This window comes from Gemmatimonadota bacterium, assembly GCA_026387915.1.
Lineage (GTDB): Bacteria > Gemmatimonadota > Gemmatimonadetes > Gemmatimonadales > Gemmatimonadaceae > Fen-1231.
Genome location: JAPLKS010000009.1, coordinates 101149 through 123690, shown reverse-complemented (window position 1 = coordinate 123690; position 22542 = coordinate 101149). Strand labels below are relative to the sequence as shown.

Here is a 22542-nt window from a genome sequence, read left to right as displayed (position 1 = left end):
AGAGTCGGGTCACGCGGCGGCGTGATCCGACTCCACGATCAGGGAATAATCTTGCCGACGGCGATGCGGGGCGAAGCCTGCCTCACGAATCAGCTGTTCCATTTCTTCGGTGCTCGTGCGGAAAGTCGTGTTGGCCGCCGACACCACATTTTCTTCGAGCATCAGGGAGCCAAAGTCATTGCACCCATAATGCAACGCCATCTGTCCGATCTTGAGCCCCATCGTCACCCAGCTCGCCTGGATGTTGGGAATGTTCTCGAGCATCACGCGCGCAAAGGCCGTGGTGCGCAAATATTCCACCGCGTCCGTCTTGGCCATGTGACTGAGCTCTGGCGTGTTCTCCGGCTGCAGCGGCCAGCAAATGAATGCGGTAAAGCCATGGGTGCGCGCCTGCAAATCACGGAGTCGCTCAAGATGCTCCACGCGCTCGGCGAGCGTCTCGCCAATGCCGTACATCATCGTGCACGACGTCTTGAGCCCCTCGAGATGCGCGATCTCCATCACGTCCAGCCAACGATCGGCGCCGGCCTTCTTCTTGGCCACTTGATCGCGCACGCGCTGCACGAGGATTTCGCCGCCACCACCCGGAATGGAATCGAGCCCAGCCTTGACCAGCTCGCGAATCACATCGCGCGCATCCATCCGGTACAGCGTGCTCCAGAAATCCACTTCACTTGGGCTGAAGCCGTGAATGTGGATTGGGTGATACCGTTTGATGTACTTGAGCAGTTCGAGATACCACTCGAACGGGATGTACGGATTGTGGCCGCCCTGAATGAGAATCTGCACGCCACCGAGCGCCTTCACTTCGTCAATCTTGGCGCCGATCTGTTCGTAACTGAGCGTCCAGCCTTCATTGTGTTTGGGGCGGCGATAGAACGCGCAAAATCCGCAGTCCGCAACGCACACATTCGTGTAGTTGATATTGCGGTCCACGATATACGTGACGACCCCCTCGGGATGCAGGCGACGACGCACTTGATCGGCGTCGTGGGCGAGTTCGAGGAGCGGCGCGTTGGTGTAGTAGTCGAGCAAATCCTTCATAGCGGGCTCAGAGTTGGGTCAACGGCAAAACACGTGTACGGTATTCCGTTATCCGTTTTCGGTGCACTGACCACGAATAACGATCAACGATAAACAACCACTACCCCACCGCGAGAAACGCGAGTCGTCCCGGTGGAACCTTCCCAGCGACCGTGAGCCGCCGATAAAACTCGGTCAGGCCGCCCAAGTGTGGGTAGCTCAAACCGTAGTCGAGACCTGCGAAATAGTCGAGACAGGCGGCATAGGGCACCGACGTGCGCTCAGAGGCCTGACGCGCCAGAATGTCGAGATGTTTCAGCCCCCAGTCACGGCTCTGCATCAATGCGGCATGCACCGCGAGCGCCTTGGCGGTGTCGGCGGTGCGCTGTGCTACCCACACGGCAAATACAAAGGGGAGTCCGGTCCACCGTTTCCATTCTTCGCCGAGGTCATACGCGTGGGCGTACGGTGACGGCATAGCCCCCGACTGGAGCATGAGCGCGGCATCGCCGATCACCAACCGAGCCGCGATCCCGTCTCGGCCATCCTCCGCACCAGCCATCGCCCCGCGGAGTTCCGCGGCCTCTGCGTCGCCGGGCACGAACTCTGGCGTGGTGCCCCACACATGCTCAAACAACAGTTCGAGCAAATGCACGCTGGTCATGGAGCTCCGGCTCACGAGCACGCGCTTACCGCCGAGTGATTCCGCAGGCTCGTGCGAAAAGAGCATTACGCTTTGCACCGCCCCGTCGCAGGAAATCGCGAGATCCGGCAACAACAAATACCGTTCCCAGTCGCGCGCGTACTCGACCGCCGAGACCACGCTCACATCGAGCTCGCCGCGTGCCATCATCTGATTCAGTGCGCTCGGGACGCCATCCACCAGCGTGCCGTTGAGCGGCACGAGCCCGCGATCAACGCCCCCGTACACGGGGTAGCAGTTGATATACGGAATGCGTCCGACGCGCATGGCTACGCCGGAACCGGATCGGGAGCGACCGCGTCGAACGTGCGGAGAATATTGTAAAACGAATCGCGTTCCGCCGGGATCTTGCCGGCACCGCGAATGAGGCCGAGAATCGCGTCGAGCGTCATGGCCTGCGGCGTGTGAGCGCCCACCGCGTGGTAGATCTTTTCGCGGACCACCGTCCCTTCCAGATCATTTACGCCAAAGTGCAGCGCCACCTGCGACACCGCCTGCGACACCATGATCCAATGGCTCTTCACGTGCGCGAAGTTGTCGAGAAAGAGCCGCCCAACCGCGAGCATCTTCAGATCGTCCACGCCGCTGGTGGCGTGACCCTGCCGCGAGAGCTCGCGGCCGAGTTCGTTGTCGTCCGGATGATAGGCGAGCGGGATATACGCTAAGAAGCCGCCGGTTTCATCCTGCAGATCGCGCAGCATCTGCAGGTGCTGCATGCGGTCGTCGAGGGTCTCAACGTGCCCGTAGAGCATCGTGCAGTTGGAGCGAATGCCGAGCGCATGCGCGGCGCGGTGCACGCCGATGTAGTCCGCACCCGCGAGCTTCTTGCCGGCAATCCGATCACGGACTGCGGCGCTGAACGTTTCGGCGCCGCCGCCAGGCATCGTGTCGAGCCCGGCCTCGCGTAGGGCGATGAGCACATCGGTCCACGACATTTTCTCAATGCGCGCGATATGCGCGATCTCGACTGCCGTGAGGGCCTTGATGTGCACATGCGGAAAGTTCGCCTTGAGTGCGCGGAACATCGTCGTGTAGTACTCGAGCCCCGCCTGCATATCGAGACCGCCCACGATGTGAAACTCGCGCGTCAGACCGTCGGCCGCGTTGGCCGCCTCACCGAGCACTTGCTCGAGCGTATAGCGATATGCGCCGGCCTCTTTGGGCAAGCGCGCGTACCCGCAAAAGGTGCAGGTCGTGCGCAGGACGCAGATGTTCGTGGGATTGATGTGCTGGTTGGACGCGAAGGTCACCACGTCGCCGTGCTTCGCACGATTCACCGCGTCGGCGAGGACGCCAAGGCCAATGAGGTCATGCGAGCTGTACATGGCGTGCCCGTCCGCCTGATCGAGGCGCGTTCCCGCGACGAGCTTGCTCCCGATGCGACGCAGCGCTGGGTCACTGACCTTGAAGAGGGCCAGTTCCGCCAGCGCCGCGATGGTTCCTGCCGATGCCACGGCTACGCTCGGTAGCGCCGGATGGCCAGGCTCACGTTATGACCGCCAAAGCCCGACGAGTTGCTCAGTGCGGCGCTGATGTCGCGCTTCACGGGCACATTCGGCGTGCAGTCGAGATCGCACTCCGGGTCGATCGAACTCAGGTTGATCGTGGGCGGTACGACACCGTTCACGATGGCCAACGTTGTGAGAATCGCCTCGACGGCTCCGGCCGCGCCCAGCATATGGCCGGTGGCGCTCTTGGTGGAGCTCACGTTCAGTGCCGTGGCGTTCGGACCGAACACGGCCTTGATGGCGCGAATCTCGTTGGGGTCGTTGAGCGGTGTGCTGGTGCCGTGCGCATTGATGTACTGCACATCGCTCGGCTGCAGCTTTCCGTCTTCGAGCGCCCGACGCATCGCGCGCTGCAACCCTTCGTGATTCTCGGGCTGACCGGTGAGATGGTAGGCGTCGCCCGTCGCGCCATAGCCCGCGATTTCGCCGTAGATGCGGGCGCCGCGGTTGAGCGCGTGCTGGAGCTCTTCGAGGATGACGACCCCCGATCCTTCGCCCATCACAAAGCCGTCGCGCGCCACGTCAAATGGCCGACTCGCCGTTTCCGGCGATTCATTGCGCACCGACAACGCCTGCATGTTGGCAAAGCCACCAACCGCCATCGGGGTGACCGAGGCTTCGGTGCCGCCGGCAATCATCACGTCGGCGTCTCCGTACTGGATCATACGGTACGACTCACCAATCGCATGACCGCTGGTCGCGCAGGCCGACTGAATCGCGAAGTTTGGCCCTCGCGCCTTGAACCGCATCGATACCACGCCAGCCGCAATGTCGCCGATGAACATGGGGATGAAGAATGGCGAAATGCGATTCGGCCCAGCGTCGCGAAACACGTCGTGCTGCGCTTCGAACGTCGTGAGCCCGCCAATCCCGCTCCCGATCACCACGCCGGTGCGCTCGGGCGTAAAGCCCTCGCCGTCACCGAACCCTGCGTCGCGCATCGCCTGCACCGCGGACGCCATGGCGTACTGCGTGTAGAGATCGGTGCGCTTGGCTTCCTTGCGGTCCATGTAGTCGGCGATGTCGAAGTTCTTCACCTCGCACGCGAACCGCACTTTGAATCCGCTCGCGTCAAACCGAGTAATCGGTCCGCCACCGGACTTGCCGGCCAAAACGGACGCCCACGTGCTCGCCACATCGTTGCCAATGGGCGTGAGACATCCGAGTCCGGTAACGACGACGCGACGCGACATCAGCCGCCGATCTTCCCGTTGAGATAGCCGATCGCGTCACCAACGGTGCGCAGCTTCTCGGCGTCTTCGTCCGGAATGTCGATGTTGAACTCCTTCTCGAACTCCATGACCAGCTCGACGATGTCGAGGCTGTCGGCGCCAAGGTCTTCGATGAAGCTCGCTTCCGGGGTGAGCTTATCGCGCTCGACGCCGAGCTCCTTCTCGATGATGTTTTTGACCTTCTCCGAATGATCAGCCATGTCCGAAATCCTCGGTCGTATTTGGGGTGGGACAACCTGCAGAAATATAGTCGGCGGACGCCGCAACCGTTACATCGCCAGCCCCCCGTCCACCACCAGCACCTGACCGGTGATGTACGAGGCGGAATCACTGCTCAAAAAGGCCACGGCCCGGGCCACGTCAGTCGGCGTCCCGAGCCGTTCCAACGGGATCTCCTGGCTCATTGCCGACCGGGCTTCGGGCGCCATAGCGGCCGTCATGTCGGTCTCAATAAACCCGGGGGCCACGGCGTTGCACAGGATGTTGCGCGACGCCAGCTCCCGAGCCACCGACTTCGTGAGGCCAATCAACCCCGCCTTACTCGCCGAGTAGTTGGTCTGCCCCTTGTTCCCCATAATGCCCACGACGCTCGTGATGTTGATGATGCGCCCCCAGCGCCGCTTCATCATGCCGCGGCTCGCGGCACGGGTGGCCACAAAGGCCGAACGAAGGTTGGCGTTGATCACGGCATCCCAGTCATCGTCTTTAATGCGGAGCATCAGGTTGTCGCGGGTGATGCCGGCGTTGTTGACCAGAATGTCGAGTGACCCGAACTTCTCCTCGACCGCGGCGACCAGTGCCGTGACCTCGGCCGGGACGCTCACGTCGCATCCAAACCCCAGCGCCCCCCCGCCGATTTGTGCCGCCACTTCTTCGGCCTTGGCCGCGTCACGACCGACGATCGCCACGCGGGCCCCACATTCGGCCAACGTCAGCGCGATGGCATGGCCGATCCCCCGTGTGCTCCCTGTGACGAGCGCGACCTTGCCGGTCAAATCGATTTGGATCATGGCCTCTCCTCTCCCTGTGCCGCGGTCAGCCGAAGGTGGCCAGTAGCGATTCAACATCCGCCACCGTGCCGCAGGTAAGCGCCGGATTATTGGGCGCGAGTCGCTTGAGTAGTCCCGTCAGTACGTTCCCCGGCCCCATCTCCACGAACGTCGCGCCGGGGTGCTCGGCCGCCATGGCCTGAATCACCTGTACCCAGCGCACGGGGCTCGTCAGTTGTTCCGTCAGCAGGCGTCGCGCCGTGGTTTCGTCGGCGACGCGCTGTGCGGTGACGTTGGAATACACGGGGTAATGGGGGTCAGACCACCTGGCGCCGGTAAGTGCGGCGTCTAGCCCAACCGCGGCCGGCGCCATCAACGGCGAGTGGAAGGCGCCGCTCACGGTAAGACGAAGCGCCCGCTTGGCCCCCGCGGCCTTGGCCAACTCCATCGCCCGCTCTACACCGGCGACTTCCCCCGAAATCACGATCTGCTCAAGGGCGTTGTAGTTCGCCGGCACGACTTCACCGGCTTCGCTCGCCTCACGGCAGATGTCCTCAATCGCACGTTCGAGCACGCCCAGGATGGCCGCCATCGCGCCAGGGCGCGCTGTGCCAGCCTCGAACATCAACTCGCCACGACGCCGCACCAGTTTCACCGCATCTTCGAGTGGCAAGGCGCCCACGGCGTGGTAGGCCGTGAACTCGCCGAGCGAATGTCCGGCCGCCGCACGCACGGCTGGCGCCACTCGCTCGCGCACCACGGCCCATACGGCCGCTCCGTGAGCCAAGAGCGCGGGCTGCGCATTGTGCGTGAGGGTGAGTTCCTCGGCTGGCCCTTCAAAGGCGAGCGTGCTGAGCGAGGTGCCGAGCGCCGCATCGGTGCGCGCCCACACATCACGGGCCGCCGGAAATGCGTCGACCAGATCTTTGGCCATACCGGGCTTTTGCGAGCCCTGGCCAGGAAATAGCAGGAGGAGATCCACGGAAGTCGGGTTAAACGTCGGTTGCGAAATGAAGGCCGGCGGCGCGCTGCGCTAGAAGCGCACGACCATCGAGCCCCACGTGAACCCAGCGCCGAACGCCACAAACATCACGATCGATCCGTCTTTCACACGCCCCGCCTTCACGGCCTCGTCGAGCGCAATGGGAATCGATGCAGCCGACGTGTTGCCAAAACGGTCCACGTTGACGAACACTTTTTCCATTGGAATGCCTGCATGCTTGGCCGTGGCTTCGATGATGCGCACGTTGGCCTGATGCGGAATCAAGAGGTCAATGTCGGCTGCCGACATTTTGGCCCCGTCGAGCGCGCGATCACAGGCATCGGCCATCGACCGCACGGCATTCTTGAATACCTCGCGGCCACTCATGTGAATCTTGTCGCTTCCCTCGGCGATGATCTCGGGCGTGCTCGGGTCGGCAGCACCACCTTTGGGGCGATGCAGCAAGTTGGCCAGCGTGCCATCGCTGCGCATATAGGCAGACAGAATGCCGCGCCCCTTCGTGGAGCGCTTGAGCACCGTCGCGCCAGCACCATCGCCAAACAAGACGACCGTGTTGCGGTCTTTCCAGTTGATGATGCGCGTCAGCAGCTCACCGCCAATCACGAGGATTGTTTCGGCGTTGCCCGTGGCCATCAATCCTTCGGCGACCTGCATGCCATAGAGCCAGCCGCTGCAGGCGGCGCTCAGGTCAAACGCGGCAGCACGCGAGGCGCCAAGGGCCGCCTGAATCTCCACGGCAGTCGACGGAAGCAAATGATCGGCTGACGCCGTGCCGAGAATGATCACGTCCAACTCGGCGGCGGTGACACCCGCGGCCTGCATCGCGAGCCGTGCGGCCGCCGTAGAAATGGAGGTCAGCGTTTCATCGGGACCGGCGACATACCGATAGCGAATGCCGGTGCGGTCGCGAATCCACTCGTCGTTCGTCTCAAGACCGAGCGCAAGAAACTCGTCGTTGGACATCCGACGTTTGGGGACGGCGTAGCCGGTTCCCGCGATCATCGCGAATGGACGTTTCATCGTTGGGCTCGCGCCTGTGAGGCTAGGACTGGGCTGCGGAGGCCTGATGCTGTGACAGCCGCTGACCAATGTGATCGCTCATGCGCGACTCCACGGTCCGGGCGGCCACCTGCACCGCGTTCTTGATGGCCACCGCCGACGATTTTCCGTGGCAGATGATACTGACGCCTTTCACGCCGAGGAGCGGTGCGCCGCCGACGGATGCGTAGTCGAGGTGCTGCAGTCCGCTCGAGAGCTGCTCCTTGCTGACGCCGCCTTTGGCCAGCAAGCCGACCACCATCGGCGCCATCCCTTCGTACAGCTTGAGGACGACGTTCCCTACAAAGCCGTCGCAGACCACGACGTCGAAGACGCCGCGATCGCTGATGCCGGCGGGGACGTCGCGTCCTTCGATATTGCCGTGGAAGTTCAGTCCGGATGCCGCGAGCAACTGATGCGTTTCTTTGACGACCGCATTGCCCTTCTCCGGCTCTTCGCCAATCGATAAAAGGCTCACCGACGGATTCGGCCGGCCCAGGACATCTTCAGCATAGATCGCACCAAGGCGCGCGAAGATGACCAGTTCTTCCGGCGAGCAATCGACGTTGGCGCCCGAGTCGAGCACCACCACGGATTGCCGGGCGGTGGGCAACAACGTGCTGATTGCCGGACGTTTGACGCCGTCGTGCACTCTCAGAATGAACGCCGAGGCTGCCATTTGCGCGCCGGTGTTCCCGGCGGAGACAAAGGCGTCCGACTTTCCTTCCGGCTGGAGGCGTAAGCCGACCGCCATAGAGCTGTTGGGCTTGCCGCGAATGGCGACCGACGGTTTATCCGTCATCTCGATGACGTCGTCGGCATGCACGATTTCCAGCGCGCGCGACGCGTCACGGAGCCCCGCATACTCGGTCGCCAAGAGGCGCTCGAGCTGTTCGCGGATCACCGGTTCGCGGCCAATCAGCTGAATCGTGTGGGTCGAGCCAAACTCTTGGAGGGCGAGCAACGCGCCGGCGATTGGAGCCGCCGGCGCGAGATCACCGCCCATCGCATCGAGGGCGATGCGAGCCAAGGTCAGGCTTCCTTTGCTGCGACCCGCTGTTTGCCGGCGTAGTACCCGCATTCCTCACACACGCGGTGCGGACGCTTTGCGGAACCACACTTCGGGCATGCCTGAATGGCAATCGCCGGCGCCTTTTTGTGCGTGTTGCGGGCGCGCTTCTTTCGCTTCGATGTCCTTCTCTTCGGGACGGCCATGCGTTACTCGGTGGCTTGCGGGGCGCAGCTGCAGGCACCCTGGTTCAATTTGGCACCGCACGTCGGGCACAACCCCTTGCAGTCGGGGGAGCAAAGCACGAAGGCGGGAACTTCCAATACCCATTGTTCACGAAGCGGGGGACGTAAATCCACTGAGGTGCCCTGCCGACCAATGGTCAACGGGTACACATCCGGATCACCGTCCTGCTCCGTTTCCGAATCCGCAAAAATAAAATGGGACTCTGCCCCCACCTCCATTTCCACGTCCTGCAAACAACGCGTGCATTCTGCGACGGCCTGACCAGCCAACCGACCGCTGAAGTAAAAACGACCAAGCCCGGCAACCGACACCCGTCCGGTTAACCGAATCGACTTAATCGGCCGCGTGTCGCCTTCGATCCAAACGGCGTCATCGCGGTCGAGTTCGCCGTTGACTTGAACGGCGGCGGCCGTAATAGACTGGGTTGGGAACGACAGCATAACATCGAAATATAACCCGGGAATCGGGCGGGGTCAACTTGCGGTGGTTGCGTAAGTTACGCGCCTTTCAGCGACGAGGGCGCCCCCCGGAGCCCGGGGGGCGCCCTTCAACCGCCATTCTACCGTCCTTCTATCGTTCGTCGGCCCCCGGAATACCGCCCCGTGGGCCACCCGCCAGCCCCGCCACAGACCCTAACGGATCAGGTCAGTCTCGGCAAAGAAAAAGCGCGATTCGCGGTCCGCATTCTCGTCCGAATCCGAGGCGTGAATGGCGTTCTTGCCCTTGGATTCCGCGTAGAGCTTGCGCACCGTCCCCTCGGCCGCCTCGGCTGGGTCCGTGGCGCCAATGGCGTCACGAAGGGCCAGTACGGCGTCGGCCTTCTCCAGCACCATCGGCATGCAGTAGCCGCTGGTCATGAACTCCACGAGCTCGCCGTAGAACGGGCGTCCCTTATGCACGGCGTAGAACTCACCGGCCTGCGCCTGCGAGAGCTTCATGACGCGCGAGGCGATGAGCTTGAATCCCTTTTTTTCGAGCAGCGCGAGAATGTTGCCTGCGTTGTTCGCCGCAAAGGCGTCGGGCTTGATGATGGTCAGTGTTCTGTTCGAAGCCATGGTCTCTGAAATGCGGGTGAACGGTAGACGGTTAACGGTAGACCGATAACTGTAAACGACGAACTACTTGAGTCCTGCCTTGATGAGATCAACGAAATCGATCGGACGCTGGGCGACGCCCATGCCCGCGGCCTTGAAGGCATCGATCTTCTCGGCGGCCGTACCAGCCGAACCGGAGATGATCGCGCCGGCGTGTCCCATACGACGTCCTGGGGGCGCCGTCTGGCCTGCAATGAATCCCACCACCGGCTTGGTCATGTGGTGCTTTACAAAGTCGGCAGCTTCCTGCTCATCCGTTCCGCCGATTTCACCCATCATGGCGACGGCCTTGGTGTTTGGATCCTTTTCGAATGCGGCCAGACAGTCAATGAAGTTGGTGCCGTTGATGGGATCGCCACCGATGCCGACGCAGGTCGTCTGACCAATGCCAGCGCGGGTGAGCTGATAGACGATCTCATACGTGAGCGTCCCCGAGCGGCTGACAACGCCCACTGGACCCGGCGCGCAAATACGGCCGGGGATAATGCCGACCTTCGATTCGCCTGGGGAGATGAGCCCTGGGCAGTTCGGTCCGAGCAGGCGCGCGCCACGTTCCTTCACGAACGGATACACGCGCGTCATGTCGAGCACGGGTACGCCTTCGGTAATGCAGACCACGAGCGCGCAGCCGGCGTCCACCGCTTCCATGATCGCGTCAGCGGCGCCCATCGGCGGCACATAGATGACCGCGGTGTTTGCGCCGGTCTTGTCGACGGCGTCATACACGGTGTTGAACACGGGCACGGTGCCTTCGAACGTCTGCCCGCCTTTACCTGGGGTGACGCCGGCGACGACCTGCGTGCCGTACTCAATCATCTGCTTGGTGTGGAACGAGCCGTCGCGTCCGGTGATGCCCTGCACCACCAGCTTGGTGTCCTTATTGATGAAGATGCTCACGCGGCCTTTCCTCCCTTCGCCAGCTTGACGGCCTGCTTGACTGCTTCGTCCATGTCGTTGGAGGCGGTGAATCCGTTCTCGGTGAGAATCTTCATCGCGATCTCTTCGTTGGTGCCGGTGAGGCGGATGACGATCGGCACCTTGAGCGGATTGGACTTCGTCGCGGTGACGATGCCGTTGGCCACGTCGTCGGTGCGCGTGATGCCGCCGAAGATGTTGAACAGGATGCACTTCACGTTGGCATCCTCGGTGATGATGCGGAGCGCGTTGACCACCTTCTCCGGATTCGACGACCCGCCGATATCGAGGAAGTTGGCCGGCTCGCCGCCGTAGTACTTCACGAGGTCCATCGTTGCCATGGCGAGACCGGCGCCGTTCACCACGCAGCCGACGTCGCCGTCGAGCTTGATGAACGTCAAGTTGCAGTTGCGCGCATCGACTTCGCTCGGCGCTTCGCTGCTCTCGTCGCGCAGGGCGACGATCTCGGGGCGGCGGTCGAGTTCGTTGTCGTCAACCACCATCTTGCCGTCTACGGCGAGCAGCGTGCCATCGGGCGTAGCGACGAGCGGGTTGATTTCGGCGAGCGAGCAGCCACTCGCCATGAACGCGGCGTAGAGTTGCTGCATGATCTTCGCCGCTTGCTTCACGAGCTTGATGTCGCTGTACAGAAAGAAGCCCATGCGCATCGCTTCGTAGCTGCGGAGACCGTAGCGGGTGTCGACGGGCAAGTAGAGAATCTTTTCCGGCGTCTCGGCGGCCACCTGCTCAATGTCGATGCCACCGGCGGCGCTCACCATGAAGACCGGCTTTTTGCGCGAGCGGTCTACGATGATGCCAACGTAGGCCTCGCTCGCGATGTCGGCGGCGACGGTGACGAGCACCTTCTCCACCGTGAGTCCCTTGATCTGCATGCCGAGGATGGCCGTGGCCTTTTCCTTGGCGTCAGCGGGCGTTTTGCAGAACTTCACGCCACCGGCCTTACCGCGACCGCCCGCATGAACCTGCGCCTTTACCATCACGGCCGTCCCGAGCTTGATGGCGAGTTGCTCCGCCTGCTCAGGGGTCGTGGCAATGTCACCGGCGGGAATCGGCACGCCGAAACCGCGCAGGATTTCCTTCGCCTGATATTCGTGGATATTCATCAGAAAAACCGGGAAGAGGTCACGAGCAGGACAGCCTTTGAAAATACCGAAAAGCGCGGCGATTAGGGAGCGGCACGGAGCAGTTTTCCAAGCGCCCCAAAGGCGTCGCCAAACGCATGCCAGTCACCGCTACGGATCGCCCGCTCCATGGCGGCGTACAGCGCGGCCGCTCGGTCGCGGAGCGCGGCGGGCACGGTCTCAGAGCCTGCCACGGCGTGACCCAGCGCCTCAGCGAGGGAGTGGCCGGTCCGAATGACCGCCGCCCCACCGCCAGAGGGGACAATGGCGGTCGCGACCGCGACGAGGCGCGGGGGCTCATCCGCGGGCCAGTCGTAGAACGACTGGGCATACGCCAGCCCCGCCGGAACCGGCACGACGGTCACGCGGCCTCGACGGGGGGCGCCGAGTCCTTTGGTGAGGCCGGCACTATCTACGGCGTGCTGCAGCGCACCCATCAGTGCGGTCCACTGCCCCGACCGCTCGCGCGCATACCAGCGCGTGTGGGGCGCTGGACCGCCGGTTGCCACGAGGGTGCCGTGGACCGCGTCGTCGGCGCCAATCAACGCGACGGACCGGGCGAGCACGGGATCACTGCTAGGGCCTACGAGGGGTGAGGGGCCGTGCTCGACGAGCTCAGTATCGGCGTCGTCTCCGAGCGAGGTCGCGCGCAATCGTGTGGTGTCGTTGGTGAATCCGGTGCGCGTGAGCACCGTGGACTGCAACGTGAGAAGGTCCAGATTCGCCTGCCGACGAGCGGCCACCGATGGATCGAGCGACGCGATTGGCCGAAATAGCTGAGGAAAACGCGCGATCCATGACTTGGCGATCGGGTCGAGCTGCGCATCAGCATAGAACGTCACCTCTCCCGACATCGCCTGCACGACAGCCAGGGCGGCGTGTCGCACGTAGCGTCGCGCAGCGCCATTGAATGGCACCGCTTCTGCAAGCGGATAGTTGTCGCTCACGACGTAGAGATCGACCAACCAGAGCAGCGAATCACCCGCCACCACGGCCTGCATGCTTTGACCCGCTTCAAAGAACGGCGCGAGGCGTTCGAGCCGGTCGATGATGTCCCGGTGAAACAGGACGCGCGTGTGCGACGAGGCAGGCGCCTCAACGGCGATGATCGGTTTACGGAGATGCAGCGCGTGCAGCAGGCGTTGCGTCCGTGTGACGAATGCGGGCGCGAGGATGTGCGACGGCGTGTCGAGGACAATCGCATATGGTGGCGCGCCCGCCCAAACGTGAACACCACGCAGTTGTCGGCGGCCGTCGGCGTCCCCCTCACCCCAAGCGGGGCGCGTACGTCCCCGTGCATCCACCCCCGCGGCATCACGGCCGATCACCCACCAATCACTCCCGGCATCGCCCGTGCGCGCGAGTACGCGGGCCCGCACGCCGGCGGCGGTCGCTTCACTGGCAATCCCGGCGGCCGTGACGCCGCGCCGCGCAAACTCCGCGTCGTGCACGAGCGCCGACGGGTCCCACTGCGAGAGCTTGCCGGGCAATTCCGCAATGGCGTACGGTGGAACCTGCAGCGAATCGGCATTGCCAATTCGCTCGATGGCAAACGCGTGACGGGTGAAGGCATCGCGTGTGCGAAGGTATGGGCGGTCGGCAGAGCGACGCACCTCGTCGCTCGTGGCCCACGCAAAGACGGCGGGGGCAAAGGTGCGCTCCACAGGCCCAACGACGAGAACCACGCCGAGTAGCGTGAGCAACACCCGGTGGTAGCCGTGCCAGCCTGCCCACAGCACCACCGCGGATGCCACGAGTGCGCCGAGGGAAAGACCCGTGAGCGCCGAGGTGGCGCCACGATGATCGAAGGCCACAAACGCGCCGTCTGGTCCGCTCCCCGCCGTCACGAGATCCATGGCGTCGAGGCGGTAGCTCCACGCCAACAGGAGCAACAACGTTGCCGCGAGCACCGAGAGATGCCGGCGCACGTACACGGAGACATGCAGCAGCCCGCGTTCCCAGCGCAAACTCGGTGTGACCGCATAGAGCACGACGCACAGGGTGCTGACGAGTAGCACCACGGCCATACTCCACTCGTACATCGATCGCTCGAACGGTAGGTGATACACGTAGAAACTGACGTCGCGATCGCGAAACGGTTCGAGTTCCCCAAAGGGGAGTCCGATGCGAGCGAGCGCGGCGAGCGTCCACGCATCCTGTGCGCCCGCGAGCAATACGGCGACGATCGCGGCGAGCGTGACGACACCGATGGTGAGGAAACGTCCCGGCACTGCTTCGGCAAAGTCCAGTCCGCCAAGCCGGCGCGGCAACACCATCGAGACGATAGAGCGGCGCACCGTATAGAGATGGAGCGCCGTGAAGATAAACGCGACGATTGCGCAGGCCGCGCGCATTCCCCACTCGTACGTCAACTGCATCCGATAGACGGGGAGCGCACCCATCACCTCGAACCAGGTCCACTCGCCGTAGAGCGACGCGGTAATGCGGCCGACCACCAGCAGCAGCGCACCGCAGGCGGCCAACAGCAGAAGCGACCGTCGCGGCATCACGTCACGACGAGGGGAACGCCACGCCCTGCGAGGCGAGCCAGCCGGCCACGTCGTCCCGAATGGCATCGAGGCGCGCCTGGCTCAAAGCCTCAAAGCGCACCACAAGAATCGGCTGCGTGTTGGAAGCGCGAATGAGTCCCCAGCCGTCGCCATACAGAATACGCACGCCGTCCACATCGATCACATCGTGGCGAGCGCGGAAATACGCGGTCGCGGCCTCGACAATCTCGAACTTTCGTTCGTCCGGGCAATCCACGCGAATTTCCGGCGTGGAGACATACTGCGGGATGTCGGCGAGCAGTTCGTGCACCGGGCGATTGGCGTCCGCCACAATGCGGAGCACGCGCGCCGCGCCATAAATGGCGTCGTCGTGGCCGTAGAACCCTTCGGTAAAGAACATGTGGCCACTCATCTCGCCCGCGAGCGGTGCGTGTAACTCCTTCATCTTTTCTTTGATCAGGGAGTGGCCCGTCTTCCACATCACCGGTGTGCCACCGGCGGCGGCAATGGCGGCAGGGAGTGCTTGTGAGCACTTCACATCAAAGATGATCGACTGCCCCGCTCCGGTGCGCGCGAGGACATCACGCGCATAGAGAATGAGGAGATAGTCGCCCCAAATGATGGTGCCGTGCGCGTCCACGATGCCAATGCGATCTGCGTCGCCGTCAAAGCCAATGCCAATGTCGGCCTTTTCTCGTCGAACGGCGGCGATGAGATCTTGCAGGTTCTCCACCACGGTGGGATCGGGGTGGTGATTGGGAAAGGTGCCGTCGCTGTCGGCAAACAACAGCGTCGGCGTGATGCCGAGGCGCGGAAAGAGCTGCGGCGCCACTAAGGCGCCTACACCGTTGCCGCAGTCGATGACGGCCTTGAGCGGCCGCGAGAGCGGGCCGATACGTGCGACCACGTCGTCCACATACCGATCAATGACGGCCTCCTCGTGCAGTGTGCCAGCGCCGGCCGGAAAGACGCCAGACTCAATCAACTGCCGCAGTCGCTGGATGCCGTCGCCGTGAAGCGACGCCGTGCCCACGCAGATCTTGAATCCGTTGAACTCGGGCGGATTGTGCGACCCGGTAATCTGGATGCCGCCGAACACGGGAAGGTGATGCAGTGCCCAGTAGAGCAACGGCGTGGGCACAATACCGATGTCGATGACACTGACGCCAGTCTCGCGCAGTCCGCGCACCAGTGCGTCGCGCAACGCCGTGCCGCTCGGCCGATTATCGCGCCCCACCGCAACGCACGGCGTGACGCCACGCTCAGCGAGCAGGGCCCCGAATCCTCGGCCGATGCCTTCCGCGGCTTCGACCGTGAGGTCCTGCCCCACCACGCCGCGAATGTCGTACTGACGAAAAATTCCAGGTGCGATCATCGGTCTCTCGAAGGAAAACGGGGGCGGAGCGCGTCAGCGATCCGCCCCCGTACTGTAACTACGTGGCGATCAGTGGGCGGTGGCCGATCCCTGAGCTGCCGACGCGGCAACGGGCGAGGTGGGCACACTGGACCGCGTCAGTCGTACTAACTGTGACGGGAAGATACCGAGCCCGAGGATTGCCGCGATCGTCACGCCAAGGACGAGGCGCGTGATGTTGCCTGTTGCGGCAACCTCAACGGCATCCTCCTGCCGTGGCTTCATGAACATCGCGCGGATGACGCCCAGATAGTAGCCGGCCGACACGACCGAGGTGAGCACCAGCAAAATGGCGAGCGGAATCAGGTTGTACTGGGTCGTCAACGCGGCCTGTAGCAGATACCACTTGGCAAAGAACCCGACGCCGCCGAAGATCGGAAAGCCGAGCAGCGCGAGCATACACACGGCCATGCCCGTCGCGAGCCACGGGCGCGCCAACCACAATCCGTCGTAGTCGGCGATGTTCAACCCCTGCTCGCCTGCGCGGCTCACCGTGCCAACAATGGCGAAGGCGCCGAAGGTGGCAAAGGTGTACGCGAGCAGATAGAACAGGAACGCCGCCGCCCCCAACCGCGAGCCCGCGAGCACCGCCAAGAGTAAGTAGCCGCTGTGCGCAATGCTCGAATAGGCGAGCATACGTTTGATGTTGCGCTGCGACAGCGCCACGACATTGCCGACGATCATCGTAAACGCGGCGACCCACCAGAGCGGGGCGAACCACGCGAAATCCACGAGGTTGAACGCATCGATCCAGACGCGGAAGAACGCGGCGAACGCCGCGGCCTTGACGGCTGAGGCCATGAAGGCGGTGATCGGCGTGGGCGCGCCTTCGTACACGTCGGGCGCCCACATATGGAACGGGACCGCGGCCACCTTGAAGCCGAACCCAACCAGCAAGAGACCGATGCCGACCATCAGCATGGCGTTGTGGTGCAGCTGGTACGAGAAGATGCGCTCGCCGATGACGGTGATGTTCGTCGATCCGGTGGCGCCGTACACCAGCGCGATGCCGTACAGCAGGAATCCCGTGGCAAAGGCGCCAAGGAGGAAATACTTCAGCGCCGCTTCCGCCGAACGCTCGGAGCGACGGTTGATTCCCACGAGCACGTATACGGCAATCGACATGAGTTCGAGGCCAATGAACAGGATCATCAGATCCCGCGCCGCGGCCATGATCATCATGCCGCTGGTCGCGAACAGCACGAGCACGTGCGACTCCGCGTACCGGATGCCGTCGCGGACGTTGTGTTCGATGCCCAGCGCGATGGTGCCCATCGCGGCGAGCAGGAAGATGATGTCGGCCGCCCAACGGAACCGATCCATGGCAATAACGCCAGGCCCAGCGGTGCCGCCCTTGGCACCAAACCAGAGGACCGAGACGAAGGTGAGGGCCAGGACGATCAGCGCGCCAAAGCCGACGGTGCGTTGGTGGCCTTCACTTTCCGGACGCCAGGCCGCGGCGAGCATGAGCAGCATCGCGCCGCTCATCAAAATGAGATCCGGGGTCAATGCTCCGAGGAGCTGACCGGGAATGAGCAAATCGTAGTTCATCGCCGGGGCTCCGTAGGACCAGCATCCGCGTTGCCGCCCGATTCGACCTGGTGCACAAAGCGGTCGGCGGCGGCCTGCGTCTTCTCAAGGACCGGCTTGGGATACACACCCAGCCAAAGGATCGCGATCAACAGCGGCACGAGCAAGGCAATCTCGCGCCGGTTGAGATCACTCAAGCCCTTGTTCTCGGGCTTCGTGAGCGGGTTGTAGATGATGCGCTGCAAGGCCCACAGCAAATACGCCGCAGCAAAGATGACCGCGGAGGCGGCAATCACCGAGAAAATGGGCTGCGTGCGATACGTGCCAATGAGTACCAGGAACTCGCCGATGAATCCGTTGGTGCCCGGAACGCCGATCGAACTCAAGCACACGATGGTGAGGATGGTAGCAAAGATCGGCGTCACCGCGGCGATGCCGCCGTAATCCTCAATGAGACGCGTATGACGACGCTCATAGATCATGCCGATGAGCAGGAACAGCGCGCCCGTGCTCACGCCGTGGCTCAAGTTCACCATCAGCGCGCCCTGCACCGACTGCGGCGTCAATGCGAAGATGCCGAGCATGACGAACCCAAGGTGGCTGACCGACGAATACGCCACCAGCTTCTTGAAGTCGGGCTGTACCATCGCCACGAGCGCGCCGTACACAATGCCAATGACGGCGAGCGACAAGAACAGGAATCGCACGGTCGGATGCATCGCGGCCACCGGGAACAACGGCAGCGCGTACCGGATGAATCCAAAGGTTCCCATCTTGAGCATGATCGCGGCCAGGATCACCGAACCAGCGGTCGGAGCTTCGACGTGCGCGTCCGGCAACCACGTATGGAAGGGCCACATCGGCACCTTCACCGCAAAGGCCAGCGCGAACGCTGCAAAGAGCCAGAGCTGTTGCACCGAACTCAAGTGCACGTTCGCCAAGATGTAATCGTAGCTGAACACGGGGAGCCCATGCGCATCGGGCGCTTGCAGCCCGAGGTACAGAATGCCCACCAACATCAGCAACGATCCGACCATCGTGTAGACGAAGAACTTGAGACTCGCGTAGAGGCGACGATTGCCGCCCCAGATGCCGATGATCAAATACATCGGCACGAGCATCAGCTCCCAGAACGTGTAGAAGAGCACGAGGTCGAGCGCCATAAAGACGCCGAGCATCCCCGTGGTGAGCACCATCAACAGTGCGTAATAGCTCGGGGTTTTTTCGCGAATGCTCGTCCAGCTTCCCAATACCGCGAGCGGCATCAGGAGTGTGGTGAGCAGAATGAGCATCTGTGCGATGCCGTCGATGCCGAGGCGCAGGTCCACGCCCCAGTTCGGAATCCACGGGACAAGGAATCCAGCTTGCCAGAGTGGGCTGGTGCTGTTGACCGACCACCACAGTCCAAGCGAGAGGACGGCCTCGACGAGGAACAGGGCCAGTGCCCAACTGCGCGACTCGCGCATGATGGAGTCAGCCGTTGCATCTGCTGGGCGGAGCACCGCGCCGCGAAGCAGCAGCAGCGCGGCGCCCAGGAGCGGTAACGCGAGCAGGACCGGAAGGATCCAGCCGTTATAGCCGATAGAGTTCAGAAGTGAAGTCATGGTCCGGTCGGCGCCTTAGTGATACTTGGTGAAGGCGCTCAAGAGCGCGATGACGCCGATCAGCAGCACCCAAGCATAGGTGCCAATCTGACCGGACTGCAGTTGCGATCCGAGCCAACCAAGCGCGCGAGCCGCGAGAGCGCTGCCGTTCACCATCAGTCCGTCGATGAGTCCAACATCCACGCCCTTCCACAACACCACACGTGAAGTGGCCACGGTCGGCTGAATGATGGCCGCGTCGTACCCCTCATCTACGAAGTACTTGTGCTCGAGCACGCGCTCAAAGCCCGTGGAGGCGGGCGATTCCTTTTTGGTGACAAGCGCCGCCGGCTTGAGACGCGTCACGGCGATCGTGATACCGACCACCGCGATGGCCACCGCAATACCAATCAGCATCTGCTCCGTCGACACCGCCTCGTGTCCCTCGGCGCCAGCGATACGCTTGGTGGCGACGCCCACCACGGGCTCCAGCCACTTCTCGAGCGCACCAATCGGACCGATCGGGATCAGCTCCGGCAAGTTCAACCAACCGCCAGCCGCGCTCGCAATACCGAGCACCACGAGCGGACCGGTCATGATCCATGGTGCTTCTGCGAGGTGCCCCTGCTCCGCCTGCCCCGACCGGTTAGGGCCGTGGAAGGTGTAGAGCATCATGCGAGTCATATAGATGGCGGTGAGCAACGCGGAGGCGAGACCAAGCCCCCACACCACAAACAGCACCGTGCCACCGGGCAGACCGAGCCAAGTGATTTCGCTCAGCGCGGAGCCGTGGGCACGCGCAAAGACGTTTCCGAGGATTTCGTCCTTAGAGAAGAATCCGGCGAACGGCGGAATGCCCGCAATGGCCAACGTCGCAATCCACATCAGCGTCCACGTGACCGGCATGTACTTCCGCAGGCCGCCCATGTTGCGCATATCCTGCGCATCATCGTGGTTGTGCGTGGCGTGATACGCGCGGTGCATGGCGAAAATCACCGAGCCAGAGCCGAGGAACAGCAAGGCTTTGAAGAACGCGTGCGTCACAAGGTGGAACACACCGGCGGTATAAGCACCGACACCGACGCCAATGAACATGTAGCCGAGCTGCGATACCGTGGAATACGCCAATACTTTCTTGATATCCCACTGCTTGAGGCCGATCGTCGCGGCAAAGAGCGCAGTGAGCGCACCCACCACGGCAACAGTCAACGAGGCCGCAGGGGCCATCGAGAAGAGCAACGAGCTCCGGGCAATCAGGTACACACCGGCGGTGACCATCGTCGCCGCGTGGATGAGTGCGGAGACGGGCGTTGGGCCGGCCATCGCGTCCGGCAACCAGATGTAGAGCGGGATCTGCGCGCTCTTGCCGGTGCAGCCTAAGAACATGAAGAGGCAGATCGCCGTGATGACCGCGCCGCCAATCGGCAACTTGCCGACATTCTCGGCGACGCCGGCGAAGTCGAGCGACCCCACGTTCGCAAACAACAGGAACATCGCGACGAGGAACCCGAAGTCGCCGATGCGATTGACGATGAACGCCTTCTTCCCCGCGTCGGCATTGGCCTTCTCACTGAACCAGAACCCAATCAGCAAGTACGAGCAGAGGCCCACGCCTTCCCAGCCGACGAACAGCAACGGATAGTTGCCGCCGAGCACCAGCAGGAGCATGAAGAAGACGAACAGATTCAGGTACGCGAAGTAGCGCGGGTAGCCCGGATCGTCCTGCATGTAGCCGACGCTGAAAATATGAATCAGCGAACCGACGCCCGTGATCACGAGCACCATCACCATCGAAAGCGGATCCAGCTGCAGCGCGGCGTCAATATGGAGATCGCCGACCGGCATCCACTGAAAGAGCGTGAGCAGATACGGTTCGTGCATCTCGACGCCCCGCATCGCGGCGAAAATCGCGACGGCGAGTGCAAAGGCGAGGAGCAGCACGCCCGGGCCGACCACGCTCACGATGCCGGCAAACTTATGCTGCGCGGCATGATGCCCGTGGTCGTCACCATGGCCGTGGTCGTCGTGATGCGCGTCGTGGCCTGCGGCCGACGGATCATCGGGGCCGAGCTTGGCCACGGCGAGCAGCGACAAGGTGCCATTGATCAGGAAGCCGATCAGCGGCAGGAGCGGAAGTAGCCACACGAATTGCGCGACCGTAGAGGCCAGCGCGTGCGTGCCGGAAGTAGGAGCGGTCATCATCAGCCGCGCAGCAGGTTGATGTTCTGCAGATTCACGGTCTGCTTATGGCGGAAAATCGCGATGATAATGGCCAGACCGACGGCCGCTTCGGCCGCGGCCACCGTCATCACGAAAATCACGAATACCTGTCCTGTGGCGCCGTACAACTTGGAGAGCGCCACGAACGAGAGGTTCACGGCGTTGAGCATGAGCTCCACGCACATAAACACGATGATCGCGTTCCGTCGGGTGAGGACACCGACGACGCCGATCGCGAAGAGCGCTGCGGAGAGCGCAAGGGACTCAGCGAGCATCTGTCTTCTTGGCGAGGACCACCGCACCCATGATGGCTGCCAACAGCAGCACGCTCGTGAGTTCGAAGGCCAGGAGATATTCCTTGAACATCGGAGCGGCGATCGACGCGATCACGCCTCCGGTTGGCGGGACGTCCGTCGCGGCGGGCAGCACGAGGCGCAGATCGAGTGGGCTCTTGGTGAGCGCCATCAACTCGGCGACGAGCGCCAGCCCGACGAAACCGGCCAGCAGACGCCCCCACTTTCCGCGCATGTCATTGAGGTCGGCGGGTGAGCCGAGGTTGAGCAACATCACGACAAACAAGAACACCACCATGATCGCACCGGCGTACACCAGGACTTGCATGACGCCGACGAACTGCGCGTCGAGCATGATGTAGAGCGCGGCCAAAGCGAACATCGTGGCCACCAGCCACATCGCCGCCGACACCGGACTTTTGCGCGTGACGAACATCAGCGAGCTGGCGAGCGCAATCAGCCCGAACAAATAGAAATGGAACGAATAGAAGAGGGGGTAAAATTGATTAGACATCACTCCCCCTTCCGGTCGGCGGGATCCCACAGTTCGCTGACGGCGTGCGTCTGCGACGTGAGACGCGCCAAGTCGTACACAAACCGATCGCGGCTGTATTCGGCGTTCTCGTAGTGACGCCCCACGTGGATGGCTTCCTCCGGGCACACTTCCTGGCAGTAGCCGCAGAAGATGCAACGGAACTCGTCAATCTCGAACACGAGCGGATAGCGATTCCCTTCCTCGTCCTCGCCGGGCACCAGCTTGATGCAGTTCGCGGGGCACACCGTCGGGCAGAGACCGCACGCCACACACTTGGCCTTGCCGTCTTCGGTCGTCAGCATGCGGTGCGTGCCACGCCAGCGCGGCGAGATGTCCCACTTTTCGTCGGGATACTGCACCGTCACCTTGTGGGGATCGACGAGGTGTTTCAATGTGAGCGCCAAGCCTTTGACGGTGGCGCGCACATAACTCACCTCCCCCACGGGGCGGTCTACGATTTTCACCCGGATGGTCATTTAGGCTCCAGGTCCCTTGAGAGTCGAACGACTTGGGGCGACGGCACGCAGCTTATCGACGCCGGCACGGTTCAGACGG

The 22542-nt window shown here is 62.9% G+C and carries 22 protein-coding genes; all 22 read right to left on the bottom strand.

Annotated elements, in window-relative coordinates; genetic code table 11:
- Positions 1-9: 9 nt before the first annotated feature.
- The 22 genes from mqnC to NTZ43_04615 all read right to left on the bottom strand — a co-directional run bounded on the left by mqnC (position 10) and on the right by NTZ43_04615 (position 22463).
- A complete protein-coding gene (gene mqnC / locus NTZ43_04720) occupies positions 10-1044 on the bottom strand; it encodes a dehypoxanthine futalosine cyclase (protein MCX5766515.1) in 1035 nt (344 codons plus the stop codon).
- 100 nt (positions 1045-1144) lie between these two features.
- Positions 1145-1993, bottom strand: coding sequence for a menaquinone biosynthesis protein (locus tag NTZ43_04715; GenBank protein MCX5766514.1), 849 nt, complete (start codon positions 1991-1993; stop codon positions 1145-1147).
- Positions 1994-1995: 2 nt separating this feature from the next.
- Positions 1996-3180 (bottom strand): CofH family radical SAM protein, encoded by a 1185-nt coding sequence (locus tag NTZ43_04710; GenBank protein ID MCX5766513.1) that lies wholly within the window; start codon positions 3178-3180, stop codon positions 1996-1998.
- Positions 3181-3182: 2 nt separating this feature from the next.
- Complete coding sequence (gene fabF, locus NTZ43_04705; GenBank protein MCX5766512.1) at positions 3183-4427, bottom strand: beta-ketoacyl-ACP synthase II; 1245 nt, start codon at positions 4425-4427, stop codon at positions 3183-3185.
- Positions 4427-4666 carry an acyl carrier protein gene (locus NTZ43_04700; protein ID MCX5766511.1) on the bottom strand — a complete coding sequence of 80 codons (240 nt, stop codon included), beginning with the start codon at positions 4664-4666 and terminating at the stop codon, positions 4427-4429. The genes fabF and NTZ43_04700 overlap by 1 nt, the downstream gene beginning before the upstream one ends.
- A gap of 69 nt (positions 4667-4735) precedes the next feature.
- On the bottom strand, positions 4736-5476 hold the full coding sequence (fabG, locus tag NTZ43_04695) for a 3-oxoacyl-[acyl-carrier-protein] reductase (GenBank protein MCX5766510.1): 741 nt from the start codon (positions 5474-5476) through the stop codon (positions 4736-4738).
- A gap of 25 nt (positions 5477-5501) precedes the next feature.
- Entirely contained in the window at positions 5502-6437 is a 936-nt protein-coding gene (fabD, locus tag NTZ43_04690; GenBank protein MCX5766509.1) for an ACP S-malonyltransferase, read from the bottom strand.
- Between the two features lie 51 nt (positions 6438-6488).
- A complete protein-coding gene (locus NTZ43_04685) occupies positions 6489-7478 on the bottom strand; it encodes a ketoacyl-ACP synthase III (protein ID MCX5766508.1) in 990 nt (329 codons plus the stop codon).
- Between the two features lie 22 nt (positions 7479-7500).
- The gene (plsX, locus tag NTZ43_04680; protein MCX5766507.1) at positions 7501-8526 is read right to left on the bottom strand and encodes a phosphate acyltransferase PlsX; all 1026 of its coding nucleotides are present in this window, start codon (positions 8524-8526) and stop codon (positions 7501-7503) included.
- Positions 8527-8528: 2 nt separating this feature from the next.
- Entirely contained in the window at positions 8529-8711 is a 183-nt protein-coding gene (gene rpmF, locus NTZ43_04675) for a 50S ribosomal protein L32 (GenBank protein MCX5766506.1), read from the bottom strand.
- 3 nt (positions 8712-8714) lie between these two features.
- Positions 8715-9191: a DUF177 domain-containing protein gene (locus NTZ43_04670; GenBank protein ID MCX5766505.1), complete on the bottom strand. Its 477-nt coding sequence runs from the start codon at positions 9189-9191 to the stop codon at positions 8715-8717.
- A 192-nt stretch (positions 9192-9383) separates the two neighbouring features.
- Complete coding sequence (gene ndk / locus NTZ43_04665) at positions 9384-9806, bottom strand: nucleoside-diphosphate kinase (GenBank protein ID MCX5766504.1); 423 nt, start codon at positions 9804-9806, stop codon at positions 9384-9386.
- A 63-nt stretch (positions 9807-9869) separates the two neighbouring features.
- On the bottom strand, positions 9870-10742 hold the full coding sequence (gene sucD / locus NTZ43_04660) for a succinate--CoA ligase subunit alpha (GenBank protein ID MCX5766503.1): 873 nt from the start codon (positions 10740-10742) through the stop codon (positions 9870-9872).
- On the bottom strand, positions 10739-11884 hold the full coding sequence (gene sucC / locus NTZ43_04655) for an ADP-forming succinate--CoA ligase subunit beta (GenBank protein ID MCX5766502.1): 1146 nt from the start codon (positions 11882-11884) through the stop codon (positions 10739-10741). Before sucC ends, sucD begins: the two co-directional genes overlap by 4 nt.
- Before the next feature lie 62 nt (positions 11885-11946).
- A complete protein-coding gene (locus NTZ43_04650) occupies positions 11947-14409 on the bottom strand; it encodes a UPF0182 family protein (protein ID MCX5766501.1) in 2463 nt (820 codons plus the stop codon).
- A gap of 4 nt (positions 14410-14413) precedes the next feature.
- The gene (locus NTZ43_04645; protein MCX5766500.1) at positions 14414-15787 is read right to left on the bottom strand and encodes a phosphomannomutase/phosphoglucomutase; all 1374 of its coding nucleotides are present in this window, start codon (positions 15785-15787) and stop codon (positions 14414-14416) included.
- A 69-nt stretch (positions 15788-15856) separates the two neighbouring features.
- Complete coding sequence (locus NTZ43_04640) at positions 15857-17377, bottom strand: NADH-quinone oxidoreductase subunit N (GenBank protein MCX5766499.1); 1521 nt, start codon at positions 17375-17377, stop codon at positions 15857-15859.
- Entirely contained in the window at positions 17374-18960 is a 1587-nt protein-coding gene (locus tag NTZ43_04635) for an NADH-quinone oxidoreductase subunit M (GenBank protein ID MCX5766498.1), read from the bottom strand. The genes NTZ43_04640 and NTZ43_04635 overlap by 4 nt, the downstream gene beginning before the upstream one ends.
- A gap of 15 nt (positions 18961-18975) precedes the next feature.
- The gene (gene nuoL / locus NTZ43_04630; protein MCX5766497.1) at positions 18976-21141 is read right to left on the bottom strand and encodes an NADH-quinone oxidoreductase subunit L; all 2166 of its coding nucleotides are present in this window, start codon (positions 21139-21141) and stop codon (positions 18976-18978) included.
- On the bottom strand, positions 21141-21434 hold the full coding sequence (gene nuoK, locus NTZ43_04625) for an NADH-quinone oxidoreductase subunit NuoK (protein MCX5766496.1): 294 nt from the start codon (positions 21432-21434) through the stop codon (positions 21141-21143). The genes nuoL and nuoK overlap by 1 nt, the downstream gene beginning before the upstream one ends.
- Positions 21424-21966, bottom strand: coding sequence for an NADH-quinone oxidoreductase subunit J (locus NTZ43_04620; protein ID MCX5766495.1), 543 nt, complete (start codon positions 21964-21966; stop codon positions 21424-21426). Before NTZ43_04620 ends, nuoK begins: the two co-directional genes overlap by 11 nt.
- A complete protein-coding gene (locus NTZ43_04615; GenBank protein ID MCX5766494.1) occupies positions 21966-22463 on the bottom strand; it encodes an NADH-quinone oxidoreductase subunit I in 498 nt (165 codons plus the stop codon). The genes NTZ43_04620 and NTZ43_04615 overlap by 1 nt, the downstream gene beginning before the upstream one ends.
- Positions 22464-22542: the final 79 nt, after the last annotated feature.

Coding starts and splice junctions, on each gene's coding strand:
- mqnC (MCX5766515.1), bottom strand. CDS start 1,044: ATGAAGGATTTGCTCGACTACTACACCAACGCGCCGCTCCTCGAACTC.
- NTZ43_04715 (MCX5766514.1), bottom strand. CDS start 1,993: ATGCGCGTCGGACGCATTCCGTATATCAACTGCTACCCCGTGTACGGG.
- fabF (MCX5766512.1), bottom strand. CDS start 4,427: ATGTCGCGTCGCGTCGTCGTTACCGGACTCGGATGTCTCACGCCCATT.
- NTZ43_04700 (MCX5766511.1), bottom strand. CDS start 4,666: ATGGCTGATCATTCGGAGAAGGTCAAAAACATCATCGAGAAGGAGCTC.
- fabG (MCX5766510.1), bottom strand. CDS start 5,476: ATGATCCAAATCGATTTGACCGGCAAGGTCGCGCTCGTCACAGGGAGC.
- NTZ43_04685 (MCX5766508.1), bottom strand. CDS start 7,478: ATGAAACGTCCATTCGCGATGATCGCGGGAACCGGCTACGCCGTCCCC.
- rpmF (MCX5766506.1), bottom strand. CDS start 8,711: ATGGCCGTCCCGAAGAGAAGGACATCGAAGCGAAAGAAGCGCGCCCGC.
- NTZ43_04670 (MCX5766505.1), bottom strand. CDS start 9,191: ATGCTGTCGTTCCCAACCCAGTCTATTACGGCCGCCGCCGTTCAAGTC.
- ndk (MCX5766504.1), bottom strand. CDS start 9,806: ATGGCTTCGAACAGAACACTGACCATCATCAAGCCCGACGCCTTTGCG.
- sucC (MCX5766502.1), bottom strand. CDS start 11,884: ATGAATATCCACGAATATCAGGCGAAGGAAATCCTGCGCGGTTTCGGC.
- NTZ43_04650 (MCX5766501.1), bottom strand. CDS start 14,409: ATGCCGCGACGGTCGCTTCTGCTGTTGGCCGCCTGCGGTGCGCTGCTG.
- NTZ43_04645 (MCX5766500.1), bottom strand. CDS start 15,787: ATGATCGCACCTGGAATTTTTCGTCAGTACGACATTCGCGGCGTGGTG.
- NTZ43_04640 (MCX5766499.1), bottom strand. CDS start 17,377: ATGAACTACGATTTGCTCATTCCCGGTCAGCTCCTCGGAGCATTGACC.
- NTZ43_04635 (MCX5766498.1), bottom strand. CDS start 18,960: ATGACTTCACTTCTGAACTCTATCGGCTATAACGGCTGGATCCTTCCG.
- nuoL (MCX5766497.1), bottom strand. CDS start 21,141: ATGATGACCGCTCCTACTTCCGGCACGCACGCGCTGGCCTCTACGGTC.
- nuoK (MCX5766496.1), bottom strand. CDS start 21,434: ATGCTCGCTGAGTCCCTTGCGCTCTCCGCAGCGCTCTTCGCGATCGGC.
- NTZ43_04620 (MCX5766495.1), bottom strand. CDS start 21,966: ATGTCTAATCAATTTTACCCCCTCTTCTATTCGTTCCATTTCTATTTG.
- NTZ43_04615 (MCX5766494.1), bottom strand. CDS start 22,463: ATGACCATCCGGGTGAAAATCGTAGACCGCCCCGTGGGGGAGGTGAGT.